This is a genomic window from Microcystis sp. M079S1 (assembly GCF_020246425.1).
Taxonomy (GTDB): Bacteria; Cyanobacteriota; Cyanobacteriia; order Cyanobacteriales; family Microcystaceae; genus Microcystis; species Microcystis aeruginosa.
Genome location: NZ_JADBSZ010000289.1, coordinates 1 through 16,576, shown reverse-complemented (window position 1 = coordinate 16,576; position 16,576 = coordinate 1). Strand labels below are relative to the sequence as shown.

Below are 16,576 nucleotides of genomic sequence, written 5' to 3'. Positions count from 1 at the left end.
TTAAGAGCGTTGGAAAAGAGGGTCTGTAGGCGCACGGATTTTCCATTATGAATATAGTATCCTGTCAAGTCGCCTTTGTCAAGAGAAAATTTAACAACATCCAGACAAACGTTATTGTAGGGGTAATTCATGAATTACCCCGACACCTATTACCTAGTCCAGTAACCCACCACCATCGACAGTGGTTGGAATGTTGAATGATGAACTGTGATTAGGGAGCTAGTTAAGAGTGGATTAGAGATGAAGATTGATTGAATAAATCAATCATAGTTAAGACCGTTGGAAAAGAGGGTCTGTAGGCGCACGGATTTTCCATTATGAATATAATATCCTGTCAAGTCGCCTTTGTCAAGAGAAAATTTAACAACATCCAGATTTAGTCGTAACGCATCACCTATCATTGACTATGATTGAATTAATCACTGATAACTGATAGCTGATTAGCAAGGAATAAAACCATGAACACTAAAGAGAGACTATTGCAAGAGATTGAACAAGCACCGGATTCTTTAATAGAAGAAACTTTAAACTTCCTCCTTTCAGCACAAGCTAGTTATGCTAAATCTGAAAGTAATGTAGGGGAGGCAATATTAAAGCTTCTGGAAGAGATACCATTAGACAATGACGACTTAGAAAAGTTGCCTATAGATCTTGCTAATCAACATGATCATTATCTTTATGGAGTTCCCAAATCCTAAGCAAAGCCGAAACTAAAGTTTATAGTATCATAGCAATGAAAACCATCTTTGCAGACACATTTTATTGGGTTGCTCTCATTAACAATCGTGATGATTGGCATGAGAAAGCTATAGAAATGACAAGGAAACTCCAGCAGGTAACAATAGTGACAACCGATGAAGTCTTTATTGAAGTTTTCAACAATCTATCTGCTTATGGAATGTCAGTTAGACGAAAAACCTTACAAGTTATTAGAGGCTTACAAAATAATCCCCAAATCTTAGTTATACCTCAAACTCATCAGACGTTCCAATCAGGATTAGATTTATATCAAAATCGTCCAGATAAAGATTACAGCTTAACAGATTGTATATCCATGCAAACAATGCGCCAAATGAATATAAATGAAATTCTTACCCACGATAAGCATTTTACACAAGAAGGATTTTTCATTTTATTTCAAAATATAGAGTTACATTAGAATTGAGACAACAACTACTAGGAGACAATCATCCCCATGTGGCAACTTCCCTCAACAATTTAGGACACTTGTACTATTCCCAAGACAGGTACACAGAAGCGGAACCTCTCCATCTAGAAGCGATTAATATTTTCAGAGAAGGATTAGGGGAAAATCATCCCCATACCCAAACCGTTTATCAGAATTATCTGAGGATGCTGTCTTAACTATGATTGGAATGATTGAATGATGAACTATGACTAGGGAGCTAGTTAAGAGTGGATTAGAGATGAAGATGGATTGAATGAACCAATCATAGTTAAGACTGTTGGAAAAGAGAGTTTGTAGGCGCACGGATTTTCCATTATGAATATAGTATCATGTCAAGTCGCCTTTGTCAAGAGAAAATTTAACAACATCCAGACAAACGTTATTGTAGGGGTAATTCATGAATTACCCCTACACCTATTACCTAGTCCAGTAACCCACCACCATCGACAGTGGTTGATGTAATCATCTGATGACTACAATGATAGATAATTATAGGAGGATGCTGTCTGGACTGTGATTAGGAGAGATTGTTAAATCCCTACAATAATTTTTATTATTTCATCATCAAAAAAAGGATTAATTATGATCAAAAAAATTAAAATCGCCGATGCTCAAACCGATTTACCAAGTCTCGTTAAATCGGTTACAGAAGATAACAAAATTTATGCCATTGAGAATCAGGAGGACTCTGTAATTTTGATTTCCCAAAAAAACTATGAAAGTTTACAAGAAACTATCGAATTACTCTCTATTCCCGATTTAAGAGAAAGCTTACAACTATCTCTACAGCAAATTAATGAAAATGAAACCTATTCTTTCGAGGAAGTCTTGGGAGACATTGATTAATGGTTTATGAAGTCAGATTTACCAAAGAAGCAAAAAAAGATGTTGATAAGCTAACCCCTAAACTTAAGAAAAAACTGAAGTCAATTATCCAAGATACCCTGAGTATTTCTCCCTATAGTGGCAAAAAATTAGTAGGAGATTTAACGGGTTTCTATTCAATTCGGTTAAGTTATCAAGATAGAATACTTTACACCATTAATGATGAACAGAAGTTAATCTATATTCATCGTGCTAAAACTCATTATGGCGAATAAACTAGACCTTGAAAATTCTTGAAAAGAGTGTCTGCAGGCGCACGGATTTTCCATTATGAATATAATATCATGTCAAGAGGCTTTTGTCAAGAGAAATTTTGACAACATCGAGAAAAACGGGGACATGAAGCTTAAATCAAGATGGGAATTACAGCAGACGAATAAATTCTTCTTGTGTCAGTTCAGCATCGCGTAAAATTTTTAGGAGTAATCCTTTCCCGACAGTTTTCCCCCGATGAACCGGTACGGTGACAACTCTTCCATCTTCATGTTTTAAGCGCAGATGACTTCCTTTTTGTCGGATAGATTGAAACCCTATTCTCGTTAAAGCTTTGATAACTTCATCACCGGTTAATATCGGTAATTTTGGCATCAGATAGACACCTTTTCAATTCCAACAAACTCCGACACATCTTCAGGATTGCCATCTTCCAAGCAAAGTTCAATCACTTCCCTGATATTCTTCATCAATTCATCAATCGTTTCCCCTTGACTGTAACAACCCCGAAGTTGAGGAACTTCCCCAACATAATATCCATCCTCATCTCGTTCAATGACAACATAAAACTCTCTTTGATGGTTCATGGTTCTCAATCCCTAAAAAAATTATCGCTATCTAAGCTTTTATTGGCGATTATTGAGACTTGAAAATAGGGTTCGTAGGCGCACGGATTTTCCATTATGAATATAGTATCATGTCAAGGGGCTTTTGTCAAGAGAAAATTTGACAACATCCAGATTTAGTCGTAACCCATCACCTATCATTGACTATGATTGAATTAACCACTGCTCATTGATAACTGATAACTGATAACTGATAACTGATAAGAGATTGTCGAAGAAGGGGTGAAGCATTCGGGCGATAACCTATGGTTGAAACCGTAGATTTCCTATCCGAATGCTGGTTCCCTACTTTTTCAGCATACCCTAATTAATCGGGCAATTTATACTGTTCCACAATCTTTTTGGCATATTCAGGAACATGGGACGCTAATTTTTCAGGATAATTACGTTTAACATAAAGGTAATTACGGGTAAAGTGAGAATCCATGGAAAAGCGAGCGTATTCTAAACCTTTAGGCCCGATTTTTTCAATTACTACTCCCATCATTTTTGCCGCCCACATCGGCAATGTTACACCTTTGTCGTAGGCGGGAATGCTATTTTGTACCGCCTGTTTTCTATCACCACTAGACATGACATCTTGGGTATCTAATTGGTCTTTAACTAACTCTAACATTTCCTTGCCCGTATCATTACGAACGACAATCCATTGCCAGCCAAAAGGTGCGCCCATATAGCCCACAACTAAATCGGCAAGGGAGTTAACGTAATCAAAACAAGTCATACAGGAAGGAGCAAAAACATCCTTTAATTTATTAGTCTTTAAGCCAAAAAAGGGAACCATTTCGATCGAGCCGTCTTCGTGTTTAAAGTGTACCCGAAAATCCTGCATAAATTCGTAATGAACCACGGTTTCTGGGGAACGACTGGTAGTTTCTAGAAACTTTTGCAGTCCTGAGCGGGTGACATTATCGACGCAGGGAGTTCCTAAGACATATAATTTTTCCAAGCCTAATTTTTTTTCTACTGCTCTTAGGGCTTGAATTTGACAACCAACTCCGATAACTAATAACCGTTTCATGCCCGATTTTTCAATTTCTTCTAGGACTGATAAATTGGGAGAAAGAGTCGGTTTATTAACTTTAGCGGCGAGAATTTCTTCAGTGGTACGGGCGAGAATCGGCTGCGGTTGAAAGCGGTCCTCGGCGGTATTCTGCACACAAACCACCCCTTCTACTAAACCACGATTGAGCATTTCACAGGCAATTGTGCTGACAATTCCTGTCCATTGCGCCCCCGGAATAGCTTGTTTTTTCTTGGCAGCCATCATATCTTGATGAACACCAAAATAGAGATCATTTTCCTGATTTAAGTCGCGACTTTTGCCGTGTGCTGCTGCTTCTAAATCGGCGATTTGTTGATTGAGAAAAGCACAAGCTTCTTTAACATAGTGAATATAATAAGTGTCACAAAGTCCGCACTCGCTACACAATTCTTTGGCAGGACGACGACTATTTGGCTTGAGGGCTTTGGCTTTTAGGTGTGGCGCAAGCGAGTTCATAATCTTAAAAGGCAACTAGGTCAAGGGTTTTTTTCTATCGATCGTTTACCTTACCGCATTCGATCGCTTTGTTACCAATCTTTTTAAAGAAATGTAACGATTACCCGGATTAGGATCAGAGCAAAGCTTCTAAGGTGGCGACGACGGAAGCCGCTAAAGCTTCTAAATCATAACCGCCTTCTAAGCCGAAAAGCAGCGGTTTATCGAGAGTTAAGAGGTATTTCGTTAAAATTCCATAATCTTGTGGGTGTAGACAAATGCCCGCCAGAGGATCCGCTTGATTGGCATCATATCCAGCACTAACAATCACTAAATCCGGTTGAAAATTTTTCAGAAAAGGTATGACTTGCCCCTCAAAATGTTCTTGATAATCTTTAATGGTACTCCCCGCCAGTAAGGGAATATTCAAAACATTATTAAACTCACCTTTTTCTCTCGCTTCTCCCGTGCCGGGATAAAAGGGGAATTGATGGAGGGAACAATAGGCAATCTGGGGATGATTTTCAACTATATCCTGGGTGCCATTGCCGTGATGTACGTCCCAATCAAGAATCGCTACTTTTTGCACTCTTTTGTTTTCTAAAGCATAATAAGCGGCAATAGCAGCATTAGAAAACAGACAGAAACCCATGCCATAATTAGAAGTGGCATGATGCCCAGGAGGACGGGCTAAAATAAAGGCAGGATCGCCGGTGGATAAGACTCGATCGACTCCATCTAACCAGCCACTAACCGCTAGTAACGCCACATCGTAACTACGGGCAGAAACGGGAGTATCTGCATCCAATCTTCCCCCACCCTGTTGACAAATTCGCCGCAATATATCAACATAATCTTGATTATGAACTTGTTTGATCAAAGGGATTACTTCGTCACGAATTTCGATCGGTGTCGGTAAATGCCATGTTAATTTTGACTGCCATTCTGTTTGTTTTAAAGCCTCGACAATTGCCGTTAAACGCGCCGCTTTTTCGGGATGGTAAATACCTGTATCGTGATCGAGAAATTCATCGGAATAGATAATCGAGATCATAATCAAATTACTGCTTAACTCGCTGGTTTTTGAGCAACCTAATGGTTTTAATCTACCAGAAAAGCAGCGGCTTGAGCGGCTATAGTGAAAAAACTTTACTGATTGGGTCACTTTTGCCGGATGATGCAATTATCTCCCCCTAAGGTGACAGGAGGCAAAAATGCTGACAAATTTTCGGAAATTTCAGCTAGAAGTTAATGGCATTACTATCAATGGTATCAAAGGTGGGCGCGGTTTTCCGCTGCTTTTGCTCCATGGTTATCCCCAAACCCATCAAATGTGGCATAAAATCGTCCCCCGATTAGCGGCTAATTTTACGGTGATCGCCACGGATCTGCGCGGCTACGGGGATAGCGATAAACCCTTACCCCTAGAGGATTCTAGCAATTATTGCAAGCGAGTCATGGCCCTCGATCAGGTGTTGCTGATGGAAAAATTGGGTTATCAGGAGTTTTATCTAATCGGCCACGATCGAGGTGCGCGAGTTTCCCACCGTCTCGCCCTTGATTTTCCAGAAAAGGTCAAAAAACTCGTTTTACTCGATATAGCCCCGACGCTAGCGATGTACGAGGCGACTGATAAAACTTTTGCCACTGCCTACTATCATTGGTTTTTCTTGATTCAGCCTTCCCCTTTTCCCGAAACCCTGATCGCCGCTAATCCCGATTATTATCTTCAACATTGCTTGCAAAGTTGGGGTCGAGATTTTAGCGCTTTTACAGAGGAAGCTTTGGGGGAATATCGGCGTTGTTTTCGAGATTTGAGGACAATAACCGCCACCTGTGCCGATTATCGGGCCGCCGCTACCATCGATTTAGAGCATGATCGTCAGGATTTAGACCGGAAAATTTCCTCTCCCCTCTTGGTTCTTTGGGGAAAAAAAGGTTTCATTGCACGTCAATACGATGTGATCGCTCTTTGGCAGCAGCGAGCTAATCAAGTCACTGGACAGGCGATCGCCAGTGGTCATTTTTTACCAGAAGAAGCACCAAAAGAGACGGGACAGGCGATCGAGGATTTTCTTCGCTAAGTAAAGAGATTGACGGCAGAATTCTCTGAGTTAGGAGTCAGATTTTTCAATCAATTACTGGTCAAATATTATTATGCAAATGCTAAAATATTCCCTGATCGTCCCCATCTATAACGAGGAAGAAACTATTGCCGAACTATATCGCCGGGTGAGTGCCATCATGAATAATTTAGATGGGGAGGTAGAATTAATCCTAGTAAATGATGGTAGTAAAGATAGTTCCTTAAAACTGCTGCGAGAACTGCACAAAGCTGATTCACGAGTGTGTTATATCAGTTTCGCCCGCAATTTTGGTCATCAAGCAGCGGTAACTGCTGGACTTAATTTTTGCCGAGGACAAGTAATTATTGTTTTGGATGCCGACCTGCAAGATCCACCTGAATTAATTCCCCAAATGATTGAAAAATGGCAAGAGGGGTATCAAGTAGTTTATGCCCAAAGAACCAAAAGAAAACAAGAAAGTTGGTTTAAAAAACTGACTGCCTATCTCTTTTATCGTTTGCTTAAAAGACTAGCCGATGTGGATATTCCCGCCGATACAGGAGACTTTTGTTTAATGGATCGTCAGGTGGTAGATCTATTAAATTCTCTCCCGGAAAGAAATCGTTATATTCGTGGGTTGCGCGCTTGGATTGGCTTTCCACAAACTGCGGTTAAATTTGAGCGGGATGCGCGCTTTGCCGGGGAAGTAAAATATACCTTTAGCAAATCATTATCTTTAGCTATTAATAGCCTAGTATCTTTTTCCCGTGTCCCCTTACGTTTTGCCACCTATCTAGGATTATTTTCTGCCCTGATATCTTTGATTATGGCTCTGTTAGTATTATATTGGCGTTTACAGCAACCCGACTCACCGATCACGGGTTTTGCCACGATTATGATCGCTATATTTTTTCTGGGTTCTGTACAGCTAATTAGCATCGGAATACTAGGAGAATATATCGGCAGAATTTACGAGGAAGTTAAAGGCAGACCCACCTACACAATTGCTGAGTTAGCTGGCTTACAAAATTCTTGATTATTGTCAGTAGGAATCGCTAATTTTTTGCTGTTTTGCCCATCTAGATAAAACTTGATCCTCCCTAGCGATCGCTACTCATGCGGCCTTGGCGGAGAGTTTTTGGGTCTTGGAGAATCTCTGGACAATAACGATCGAGCATTCTTGGCCAGCGACGGACAGGCTCACAATCCCCGGTGACAGAGACAAGACGACCAAAAACGGAATTTTTTAGCCCAGTTTCACAGAGACGAAATTTCACCTCTGTTAGCTGGACTGATACCTGATTGGAATCGCTAATAATTTTCTCGAGGATTTGTGGCACCAGGATTTTCTTGGTAGGAAAAGCTGTTACCAAACTCGAATTCCTGTCCGTAGGCCTCCTCTCCGTGTTCAGGAACATCCAAACCTTCCGCTTCCGTATTCGGTTTAACCCGCAGCTCCATAAATAAACTGAGAACTTTCAGGATGACAAAAGTACCCACGGCAGCAAAGATATAAGTAGCAGCAACGCCAACAAATTGCGTCCAGACTAAGCCGGGGTTGCCAAATAGTAAACCGTCATTACCGAAGGAATTAACCGATTTAGTCGCAAAAACCCCCGTAAGGATTGCCCCTACTGTCCCACCCACACCATGGACGGGATAGGTATCCAAAGAATCATCAAAGCGCAATTTTGCCCGCAGACTAACCGCAAAAAAACAGCTAAGGGCAGTGATCGAACCGATGAGAATTGCCCCGATTGGCAGCACATAACCGGCAGCGGGAGTAATACCCACTAATCCCCCTAAAAATCCACTAGCAATACCGATCGCTGTCGGTTTACCCCGTAAAATCCATTCTATAAGCATCCATGTCAAACCACCGGCCGAAGCGGCGATCGTGGTATTAACAAAAGCTGTGGCTGCCAGCGAACTAGAAGAAAGCGCGCTACCCCCATTAAAACCAAACCAACCGAACCAGAGTAAACCGATACCCAGGAGAACAAAAGGCACATTATGGGGTGCATAGGCTTGGACACCAAAACTACGCCGCGGACCGATCACCCAGGCGGCTACCAGTGCAGAAATCCCGGAACTAATGTGAACAACGGTTCCACCGGCGAAATCCAGCGCCCCAGTCGCCGCCAACCAACCCTTACCCCAAACCCAGTGAGCTAGGGGAGAATAGATCAAGGTGGACCAAAGCAGTAAAAACCAAAAATAGGCTTTAAAGTTGACCCGTTCCACGATCGCACCCGAAATTAAAGCCGGGGTGATGATCGCAAACATCATCTGATAGACCATAAACACTTGATGGGGAACGGTGGGTGCATAACCGATATCGTCAGGTGCGGCGGCGGTGACACCGTTGAGAAAAATCCAATCTAGTCCCCCGATAAAAGCTTCAATTCCCTCGCCAAAACCACTTTTACCCGGGGTGACATCGAAAGCGAGACTATAACCCCAAAGCACCCAAGTTACACCGATGACACCCATGGCCACCAAACTCATCATCATGGTGTTGAGGACGTTACGCGAACGCACTAAACCCCCATAAAAAAAAGCCAGTCCGGGGGTCATTAATAAAACTAAAGCCGACGAAATCAGCATCCAAGCTGTATCTCCAGCACTAATCGGATTGGGGGGAGCGGCGGCGATGGTTTCCGCAAAAACCGGGGCAACTCCGCAATTGAATCCCAGTCCCAGCAAAAGCATGGTTATTCCTACGATCTTTTTCATTGTCGGTTGGTGGTTAGTAGCAAGATTAATTTTTTCTGTCCGTAAAGAGATAAAAACCGAAAGAGAAAAGGTTTAGAAGGCAATTATAGCCACCGATCGCATCGGGGCGAGGCCTTCTTCCTTTTCTCTTTAACTTTGTCGGGGATAAGTTAATCTATCTTTACAAGGTTTAACCTAACGAGTGCTAGGCGTTTCCATGTCAACACTGGAAGCATAATAGCCACCGGCAACGATATCGGACTCCTTGACGAAACCGCTATAGGCTTCCATTCCGTGTTCACCCACATCCAGACCTTCCAATTCTTCTTCGGGAGTAACACGAATACCGAGGGTAGCCTTGAGGATTGTCCAAACAATACCACTAACAATCACGGTAAATAGCCCTACTGCCACAATCCCGATAATTTGGTTAATAAACAGTTGGAATTGACCGGTGATTAAACCCGCATCTTTGTTGAAGATACCGACGGCTAAAGTTCCCAACACACCACAGACGAGGTGAACGGAAGTCGCACCCACGGGGTCATCAATTTTCAGGTTATCGAAGAAAGCCACCGAGTAAACCACGACCACACCGGCAATTAAACCGATGATTGCCGCCGACCAATAGGATACACCATCACAACCGGCAGTAACGGCTACTAAACCGGCCAGAATACCGTTAATAATCATCGAAAGGTCGGGTTTACCATCTTTCGCCCAAGCGGTAAAGGTAGCGGCAATGCCGCCCGCGGCCCCGGCGAGGTTAGTGGTGACAGCGATATAGGGTACAGTTTCATTAACTGCTAAAGCAGAACCGGGGTTAAAACCAAACCAGCCAATCCAGAGAATCAAACAACCCAGGGTCGCAATACTCATGTTATGGCCGGGTAAGGCACTGGTGCGACCGTTGATGTATTTACCCATTCTCGGGCCGAGAATTGCCGCCCCGGTTAAAGCAGACCAACCACCCACCGAGTGAACCACCGTCGAACCGGCGAAGTCTTTAAAACCAAGGTCAGCTAACCAACCGCCACCCCAAACCCAGTGACCGGTGATTGGGTACATGATACCGACGATAATTAAGCTAAAAACGAGGAAATCGACGAATTTAATCCGTTCTGCCACGGCCCCAGATACAATGGTTGCCGCCGTTCCCGCGAAAGCGACTTGGAACAGGAAGAACACCGAAGTGGGCAAATATTTCGGCATGGCGTAGGTGGCAGGATCGCTACTGCTGAGGAACCAACCTCCTGTACCGAAAAATTCGTTACTGACAGACCCAAACATCAGGGAGAAACCGATCGCCCAAAATGATATGGTGGAGAGGGCGAAAACGATCAGGTTTTTGGCCAGAACGTTAACGGCGTTTTTCTGGCGACAGAATCCCGTTTCTAGCATCGCAAAACCTGCGTTCATAAAGATCACGAGGATGGCGGCAATTAAAACCCAGATTGTATTGAGGGCGTTTTGGACATCTTCGGGAGTTAAGGGTTTCGCGTCTTGGGCGTGTACGGCCGCGTTCCCAACCACAAAAATAATCGCGGACAAGGGAACACAGGCTAACCAGACAGGGTTAATTTTCGGTAACAAACCGACAAGTTCCCCGGATTTTCGAGCAATTCGTTTCATCGTTAATTTGTTTACTTTGTTGAGTTAGTAGGTCGATTCATTACTATTGAAAATAATTACCGAGCAATTATGTCAGTTCAACCGCTAAATCCTAGGAACAGGGGTCAATCACGTCAGAAGACCAAACACCTATGGATTTATCTTGATCTGTGAGTAGTCAATGTTTTTTGATCTTTGTTTTTTTGATTTGAGATTTCTGTATCCTCTGATACGTTTAACTTTAAAATAATAAAAGTATAGAAGTGATCAATAATTTAGTTATCAGATGCGAGTTATCAGTTCACTGATTACTGTTTACTGATCACTGAAAAAAAGCTCCCCACTGATCACTGTTTACTGTTTACTGATCACTGATCAAGTCTCCCCTTCTTTGGAGAAATAAACCATGGCCCAGGCAACGGAATTTGATCGCACAATGATGCAAAGATGTCTAACCCTTGCTAGGCAAGGCTTGGGGCGGACTTCTCCTAATCCTTTGGTGGGTGCTGTGATCGTTCAAGAGGGGACAATTATCGGCGAAGGTTTTCACCCAGGGGCCGGACAACCCCATGCAGAGGTTTTCGCCCTGAGACAGGCAGCAGAAAAAGCGCGTGGTGCCACTTTATACGTCAATCTCGAACCCTGTAACCACTATGGACGTACTCCCCCCTGTAGCGAGGCAATTGTGCAAGCAGGCATTAAAAAAGTGGTGGTAGGGATGATCGATCCTAATCCCTTGGTGGCGGGGAAAGGCATTCAAAGATTAGAATCGGCAGGTATCGAGACGCTGGTGGGAGTGGAGGAGTCAGAATGTCGTCAACTCAATCAGGGTTTTATCCATCGCATCACCGCTAAAAAACCCTTCGGTATCCTCAAATATGCCATGACTCTCGATGGCAAAATTGCCGCTACTAGCGGTCATAGCACTTGGATTACTAGCCCCGCTTCTCGCCAAATAGTCCATCAATTGCGGGCGGCCTGTGATGCGATTATCGTCGGCGGTAGCACTGTCCGTCAAGATAATCCTCACCTAACCACTCACGGCCTCTCCGATCATAATCCCCTGCGCGTGGTCATGACTCGATCGCTCGATTTGCCCCCCTCCGCCCATCTTTGGGATACCAGTCAATTTCCCACGCTTGTTTATACACAAATTGATTCTAATGTCAAGCTTAAGCAACAATTATTAACAAAAGGCGTGGAAGTGATCGAACTAACCGAGGTGACACCCACTTTAGTGATGGAAAATCTCTATCAGAGGGGATTTTGTCAGGTTTTGTGGGAGTGCGGCGGCGGTTTAAGCGCCGCAGCGATCGCTGAGGACATGGTACAAAAAATTATCGCTTTTATTGCGCCCAAAATCATCGGGGGAATCCAGGCACCCACTGCCGTGGGTGATTTAGGATTCCAGTTAATGAGCCAAGCTTTACAGTTAGAAAATGTCACGGTTAATTATCTCAATCCCGATATTTTGATTGAGGCATATCTGCAAAGTAAACAGTAGAGCTACTGCAATTCACCCTCAATCGGCAAATCTCAACCAACCGCTTGTAAAAGTCAAAAAGTCATCGATAACCCCGATAATCTGGCACTTACCCCTGATTTTTGCGAGCGAGTTCTAGAAATCGCCCCGCTGCCGTCAAATCCCTTTATCAGTACGGTTATCCCCCTAGAAGAAGTTGGGCAATCGCTCTGTGATCAATAGTGCCATGATCTAGCAAAATAAAAAAGTTAGAATAGTCAAGCCCTTAGTGATTGAACGTATGACGGTACTCGAAAAAGGTAATATCACGATTCATACCGAGAATATCTTCCCTATTATCAAAAAATCTCTCTACACTGACCATGAAATTTTTCTACGGGAATTGATATCCAATAGTGTTGATGCCATCTCGAAATTAAAAATGGCTTCTTTAGCAGGAGAAGCAAGAGGAGAAGTCCCCGAACCAGAAATTAATCTCGCCATCGATAAAGAAAATCGTACCCTATCAATTACCGATAATGGTATCGGGATGACGGGGGAAGAAATCAAGAAATATATTAACCAGGTTGCCTTTTCCAGTGCGGAAGAATTTATCAATAAATACCAAAAATCAGCCAACGATTTAATCGGTCATTTTGGACTAGGTTTTTATTCGGCTTTTATGGTGGCTAAAAAGGTAGAGATTGATACTCTTTCCTATCAGGAAGGGGCTACCCCTGTCCATTGGTCTTGTGATGGTTCTCCAGAGTTTGAACTAACCGATTCTTCCCGCAGCCAAATCGGCACAACTATCACCCTCACTTTAATGGATGAGGAAGGGGAATATTTAGAACCTGCCCGCATTCGCCAGTTAGTCAAAACCTACTCAGATTTTATGCTCGTTCCCATTAAAATTGATGGGGAAGTGATTAATCAACAACGGGCTTTATGGAAAGAATCTTCTCAAAATCTGACTAAAGAAGACTACCTAGAATTCTATCGTTATCTCTATCCTTTCCAAGAAGAACCTTTACTCTGGGTACATCTGAATACCGATTATCCTTTCTTGCTCAATGGCATTCTTTATTTTCCCAAACTCAGACCGGATGTGGATGTCTCAAAAGGACAATTAAAGTTATTCTGTAATCAGGTTTTTGTCAGCGATCATTGCGAGGAAATTATTCCCGATTTCCTGATACCCTTGCGAGGAGTTATCGATAGTCCAGATATTCCTTTAAATGTGTCTCGAAGTGCTTTAACCAAAGATCGCACCGTTCGCCGTATTGCCGATTTTATTGCCAAAAAAATTGCTGATCGCCTCAAATCTCTCTATAACGAAGACGCAAAAGAATATATTCGTTGTTGGGGAGATGTGGGAACTTTTATTAAATTTGGTTCCCTGAAAGAGGATAAATTTAAACAGCAGGTAGAAGATATTTTAATCTATCGGACTACCTACAAACCCCTAGAAACCCCAGTACAAGTGGCAGTGCAAACCGCCGAAGGTGACGCATGGCAAGAAGCAACGGCGAAAACTCCCCTAGAAGCGATCGAACAGGAAGGTTATACTACTCTCAAAGCCTACCTAGAACGCCATAAAGAACGCCACGAAAATCGAGTTTTTTACTGTACCGATCCTCGTAGCCAATCCACCTACGTTGAACTCTACAAAAATCAAGGTTTAGAAATCCTTTTCTTTGATTCTTTCATCGATACTAATTACTTTATTCCTTTCCTAGAAAGAGAATACTCCGATGTGAAATTCACCCGGGTTGATTCTGAATTAGACTCGACGCTGCTCGAACAGGATCAAGCTAGTGAAATTATCGATCCCGCTAGTAATAAAACCCGGGCTGAATTGATCAAAGAAATCTTCGCCAAAGCCCTCGATAATTCCCGCATCAATATCAAAACTGAAGCCTTGAAATCCGATGATCCCCAGGGTACTCCCCCGGCAATTGTCTTACTTCCAGAAGCGATGCGACGCTTACAGGAAATGACGGCAATGATGCAACAAAAAGCCATGGCTTTCCCCGAAGAACATATTCTGATGATTAATACTAATCATCCCCTAATTCAACAGATTATCCAGATTAGTCAGGGAAGTATTGTTACCGGTAGCGGCGAATCTCCATCGGCGCAATTAGCGAAAATGCTCTGTCAGCACGTTTATGATTTAGCTTTAATCGCTCAAAAAGGATTTGATGCCGAGGGAATGCAAGCTTTTGTGGAACGTTCCAATCGCGTTCTGACTAAGCTAACCGAAAAGATTTAATCTATTGCCAAACTTTAGCTGTTTCGATATGCTAAGAGTGTGTTAATTCACACTCTATTTTTTTAGCCCGATCAATATGATCTAACGATAAGCTATCTTGCCGCCGTCAGCCTTGAATCAGTTATCAGTTATCAGTTATCAGTTATCAGATGTAAGTTTTCAGTTCACTTATACTGTTTACTGTTTACTGTTTACTGTTTACTGATAAGTAGGGAGGCACAATTATTTGTAGGATGGGTTAGCGGTAGCGTAACATGAGCGGGCGTTGGGTTTCATGCTTCAACCCAACCTACGTTCTGTTTACTGATAACTGTTTACTGATAACTGATAACTGATAACTGAAAAATGCGCTTACCCACCCTCAAATATGAGCGAGGAACCTTAATTCTCCATCCACCACCAAAAGGGAAAAAATGGCTAGATTTTGCCACTTGGGATGATCGTATTGAAAGATTTCGCATTTTGGCCATTCATTATCGTCCTCTCGTGGAAACCCTACAGGAGGAGGGCATTAACTTCCAAGATGAAGCAAAAGCTTTCAACAATTTAGAATTAATTGCCAGTTTTGAACGGGAACCCTACCCCCACCAAACGGAAGCGTTAATCGCTTGGAAAAAATCCCAGAGAAGGGGTGTTATCGTCCTTCCCACCGCTGCCGGCAAAACCTATCTTGCCCAATTAGCTCTACAATCGACTCCCCGCAGTACCTTAATTATCGTGCCGACTATTGATTTAATGCACCAATGGTATGCCCAGATGTTGGCGGCTTTTCCCGATGCCGAGGTGGGATTATTAGGGGGAGGTTCTAAGGATAATAGTGCTATTTTAATCGCCACCTATCAAAGTGCGGCAATTTATTCAGAAACTCTTGGCAATCGTTACGCTTTTTTGATTTTTGATGAATGTCATCATTTACCATCGGATTTCTTTCGGAAAATAGCGGAAGATTCGATCGCACCCTATCGTTTAGGCTTAACAGCAACACCGGATCGCGGTGATGGTAGTCATCAAGATTTAGATTATCTTATTGGTGCAATTGTTTATCAAAAAAGTCCCCAAGACTTGTCAGGAAAAGCCCTAGCGGATCATGAAATAATTCAAATTAAAGTGAAACTATCCGCCAAAGAACAGGAAAAATATCAAGAAGCAATTAAGATTCGCAATGATTTTTTAAGAAGAAATAATCTCAGTTTGTCTGGTTTAGATGGTTGGCAAAATTTTGTCATGATTAGTGCCAGAAGTAGCGAAGGGCGCCGGGCGATGTTAGCGCACCGGGAGTCGAAGGAAATATCCTCCGGAACCCAGGGAAAATTGCGGATTTTAGCCGAGTTAATCTGTGAACACTATCCGGAACCAATTTTAATTTTTACCAACGATAATGCCACAGTTTACCGCATTTCCGAAAGCTTTTTAATACCTGCCATAACCCATCAAACTCCCGTGAAAGAACGCCATGAAATCCTGACCCGTTTTCGTCAGGGAGAATACAAAATTCTGGTGACTTCCCATGTTCTCAATGAAGGGGTTGATGTGCCGGAAGCGCGCATCGCGATTATTTTATCGGGAACCGGTTCCACTAGGGAATATATTCAGCGTTTAGGACGGGTGTTAAGAAAAGGCCAACAAGAGGATAAACGGGCGATTTTGTATGAAGTGATAGCCGAAAATACCACGGAGGAAAAAACCTCCCAACGACGACGGGGAGAGCATAAAAATAAAACTAGCTATAAAACCGGTAATCGACAATTGGAATTATTGCCTTCTGCTCCGAAAAAATCTTTTTCTTTCCCGAAAGCTGCCGAATCTTCTACCCCTTGGGTAAGTTCTCCGGAGTCAGAGGAAGAATAGAAAATTTCTCTGGGGATTTTCCTCTATAATAAAGGTAAGTAGGTAGGTGTTAAAAGTTGTCAGATACCCCCCTTATCAAGCTATCCATTAGTCGGATCTTTCTTAACAAAAAGAGAAGAAACTTAAAAAAAGGGGAAACGATTGATAGGTATAGTTTTGAAAGAAGGAATCAAGGTGGAGGTAAGCAAAAAAATGGAGAAATGGGC

Annotated in this window: 17 protein-coding genes; 10 read left to right on the top strand and 7 right to left on the bottom strand. The window is 42.6% G+C overall.

Annotation, left to right across the window (positions count from 1 at the left end):
- Positions 1–458 precede the first annotated feature (458 nt).
- The 5 genes from IM456_RS18815 to IM456_RS18795 all read left to right on the top strand — a co-directional run bounded on the left by IM456_RS18815 (position 459) and on the right by IM456_RS18795 (position 2,289).
- A complete protein-coding gene (locus IM456_RS18815) occupies positions 459–698 on the top strand; it encodes a hypothetical protein (protein WP_061433369.1) in 240 nt (79 codons plus the stop codon).
- Positions 699–733: 35 nt separating this feature from the next.
- Complete coding sequence (locus tag IM456_RS18810) at positions 734–1,159, top strand: type II toxin-antitoxin system VapC family toxin (protein WP_002756072.1); 426 nt, start codon at positions 734–736, stop codon at positions 1,157–1,159.
- Between the two features lie 2 nt (positions 1,160–1,161).
- A complete protein-coding gene (locus tag IM456_RS18805; protein WP_287693811.1) occupies positions 1,162–1,365 on the top strand; it encodes a tetratricopeptide repeat protein in 204 nt (67 codons plus the stop codon).
- Positions 1,366–1,771: 406 nt separating this feature from the next.
- Complete coding sequence (locus IM456_RS18800; protein ID WP_002762167.1) at positions 1,772–2,035, top strand: type II toxin-antitoxin system Phd/YefM family antitoxin; 264 nt, start codon at positions 1,772–1,774, stop codon at positions 2,033–2,035.
- A complete protein-coding gene (locus IM456_RS18795) occupies positions 2,035–2,289 on the top strand; it encodes a type II toxin-antitoxin system RelE family toxin (protein ID WP_002780219.1) in 255 nt (84 codons plus the stop codon). Before IM456_RS18800 ends, IM456_RS18795 begins: the two co-directional genes overlap by 1 nt.
- Before the next feature lie 148 nt (positions 2,290–2,437).
- Here IM456_RS18795 and IM456_RS18790 read toward each other — a convergent pair whose 3' ends face one another.
- From IM456_RS18790 to IM456_RS18775, 4 genes are all read right to left on the bottom strand, one after another.
- The gene (locus IM456_RS18790; protein WP_002739026.1) at positions 2,438–2,662 is read right to left on the bottom strand and encodes a type II toxin-antitoxin system HicA family toxin; all 225 of its coding nucleotides are present in this window, start codon (positions 2,660–2,662) and stop codon (positions 2,438–2,440) included.
- Positions 2,662–2,874, bottom strand: coding sequence for a type II toxin-antitoxin system HicB family antitoxin (locus IM456_RS18785; RefSeq protein WP_016516940.1), 213 nt, complete (start codon positions 2,872–2,874; stop codon positions 2,662–2,664). The genes IM456_RS18790 and IM456_RS18785 overlap by 1 nt, the downstream gene beginning before the upstream one ends.
- 346 nt (positions 2,875–3,220) lie before the next feature.
- Positions 3,221–4,414 carry a Coenzyme F420 hydrogenase/dehydrogenase, beta subunit C-terminal domain gene (locus IM456_RS18780; protein WP_287693804.1) on the bottom strand — a complete coding sequence of 398 codons (1,194 nt, stop codon included), beginning with the start codon at positions 4,412–4,414 and terminating at the stop codon, positions 3,221–3,223.
- A gap of 115 nt (positions 4,415–4,529) precedes the next feature.
- Complete coding sequence (locus IM456_RS18775; protein ID WP_052276586.1) at positions 4,530–5,447, bottom strand: histone deacetylase family protein; 918 nt, start codon at positions 5,445–5,447, stop codon at positions 4,530–4,532.
- A gap of 160 nt (positions 5,448–5,607) precedes the next feature.
- Between IM456_RS18775 and IM456_RS18770 the strand changes: the two genes are divergently transcribed.
- Positions 5,608–6,477 (top strand): alpha/beta fold hydrolase, encoded by an 870-nt coding sequence (locus IM456_RS18770; protein ID WP_287693801.1) that lies wholly within the window; start codon positions 5,608–5,610, stop codon positions 6,475–6,477.
- Positions 6,478–6,556: 79 nt separating this feature from the next.
- Positions 6,557–7,495: a glycosyltransferase family 2 protein gene (locus tag IM456_RS18765; protein ID WP_149987066.1), complete on the top strand. Its 939-nt coding sequence runs from the start codon at positions 6,557–6,559 to the stop codon at positions 7,493–7,495.
- Positions 7,496–7,559: 64 nt separating this feature from the next.
- Here the strand turns inward: IM456_RS18765 and IM456_RS18760 are convergent, their stop codons facing one another.
- From IM456_RS18760 to IM456_RS18750, 3 genes are all read right to left on the bottom strand, one after another.
- Positions 7,560–7,799, bottom strand: a complete 240-nt coding sequence (locus IM456_RS18760) for a hypothetical protein (RefSeq protein WP_253881264.1) — start codon at positions 7,797–7,799, stop codon at positions 7,560–7,562.
- Positions 7,771–9,195: an ammonium transporter gene (locus tag IM456_RS18755; RefSeq protein WP_287693799.1), complete on the bottom strand. Its 1,425-nt coding sequence runs from the start codon at positions 9,193–9,195 to the stop codon at positions 7,771–7,773. The genes IM456_RS18760 and IM456_RS18755 overlap by 29 nt, the downstream gene beginning before the upstream one ends.
- A gap of 174 nt (positions 9,196–9,369) precedes the next feature.
- Positions 9,370–10,806, bottom strand: coding sequence for an ammonium transporter (locus IM456_RS18750; RefSeq protein WP_287693797.1), 1,437 nt, complete (start codon positions 10,804–10,806; stop codon positions 9,370–9,372).
- A gap of 385 nt (positions 10,807–11,191) precedes the next feature.
- On the opposite strand from IM456_RS18750, the gene ribD reads away from it, so the two are divergent.
- From ribD to IM456_RS18735, 3 genes are all read left to right on the top strand, one after another.
- Positions 11,192–12,289 (top strand): bifunctional diaminohydroxyphosphoribosylaminopyrimidine deaminase/5-amino-6-(5-phosphoribosylamino)uracil reductase RibD, encoded by a 1,098-nt coding sequence (gene ribD / locus IM456_RS18745; protein ID WP_287693795.1) that lies wholly within the window; start codon positions 11,192–11,194, stop codon positions 12,287–12,289.
- A 259-nt stretch (positions 12,290–12,548) separates the two neighbouring features.
- Positions 12,549–14,522 (top strand): molecular chaperone HtpG, encoded by a 1,974-nt coding sequence (htpG, locus tag IM456_RS18740; protein WP_287693793.1) that lies wholly within the window; start codon positions 12,549–12,551, stop codon positions 14,520–14,522.
- A gap of 345 nt (positions 14,523–14,867) precedes the next feature.
- The gene (locus IM456_RS18735) at positions 14,868–16,370 is read left to right on the top strand and encodes a DEAD/DEAH box helicase (RefSeq protein WP_149987060.1); all 1,503 of its coding nucleotides are present in this window, start codon (positions 14,868–14,870) and stop codon (positions 16,368–16,370) included.
- Positions 16,371–16,576: the final 206 nt, after the last annotated feature.

Bases quoted from the DNA above. Each gene is read 5' to 3' on its own strand.
- IM456_RS18735 (WP_149987060.1), top strand. From the start codon at position 14,868: ATGCGCTTACCCACCCTCAAATATGAGCGAGGAACCTTAATTCTCCAT.
- IM456_RS18780 (WP_287693804.1), bottom strand. From the start codon at position 4,414: ATGAACTCGCTTGCGCCACACCTAAAAGCCAAAGCCCTCAAGCCAAAT.
- IM456_RS18765 (WP_149987066.1), top strand. From the start codon at position 6,557: ATGCTAAAATATTCCCTGATCGTCCCCATCTATAACGAGGAAGAAACT.
- IM456_RS18790 (WP_002739026.1), bottom strand. From the start codon at position 2,662: ATGCCAAAATTACCGATATTAACCGGTGATGAAGTTATCAAAGCTTTA.
- IM456_RS18795 (WP_002780219.1), top strand. From the start codon at position 2,035: ATGGTTTATGAAGTCAGATTTACCAAAGAAGCAAAAAAAGATGTTGAT.
- htpG (WP_287693793.1), top strand. From the start codon at position 12,549: ATGACGGTACTCGAAAAAGGTAATATCACGATTCATACCGAGAATATC.
- IM456_RS18755 (WP_287693799.1), bottom strand. From the start codon at position 9,195: ATGAAAAAGATCGTAGGAATAACCATGCTTTTGCTGGGACTGGGATTC.
- IM456_RS18775 (WP_052276586.1), bottom strand. From the start codon at position 5,447: ATGATCTCGATTATCTATTCCGATGAATTTCTCGATCACGATACAGGT.
- IM456_RS18770 (WP_287693801.1), top strand. From the start codon at position 5,608: ATGCTGACAAATTTTCGGAAATTTCAGCTAGAAGTTAATGGCATTACT.
- IM456_RS18800 (WP_002762167.1), top strand. From the start codon at position 1,772: ATGATCAAAAAAATTAAAATCGCCGATGCTCAAACCGATTTACCAAGT.
- IM456_RS18815 (WP_061433369.1), top strand. From the start codon at position 459: ATGAACACTAAAGAGAGACTATTGCAAGAGATTGAACAAGCACCGGAT.
- IM456_RS18785 (WP_016516940.1), bottom strand. From the start codon at position 2,874: ATGAACCATCAAAGAGAGTTTTATGTTGTCATTGAACGAGATGAGGAT.
- IM456_RS18750 (WP_287693797.1), bottom strand. From the start codon at position 10,806: ATGAAACGAATTGCTCGAAAATCCGGGGAACTTGTCGGTTTGTTACCG.
- IM456_RS18810 (WP_002756072.1), top strand. From the start codon at position 734: ATGAAAACCATCTTTGCAGACACATTTTATTGGGTTGCTCTCATTAAC.
- ribD (WP_287693795.1), top strand. From the start codon at position 11,192: ATGGCCCAGGCAACGGAATTTGATCGCACAATGATGCAAAGATGTCTA.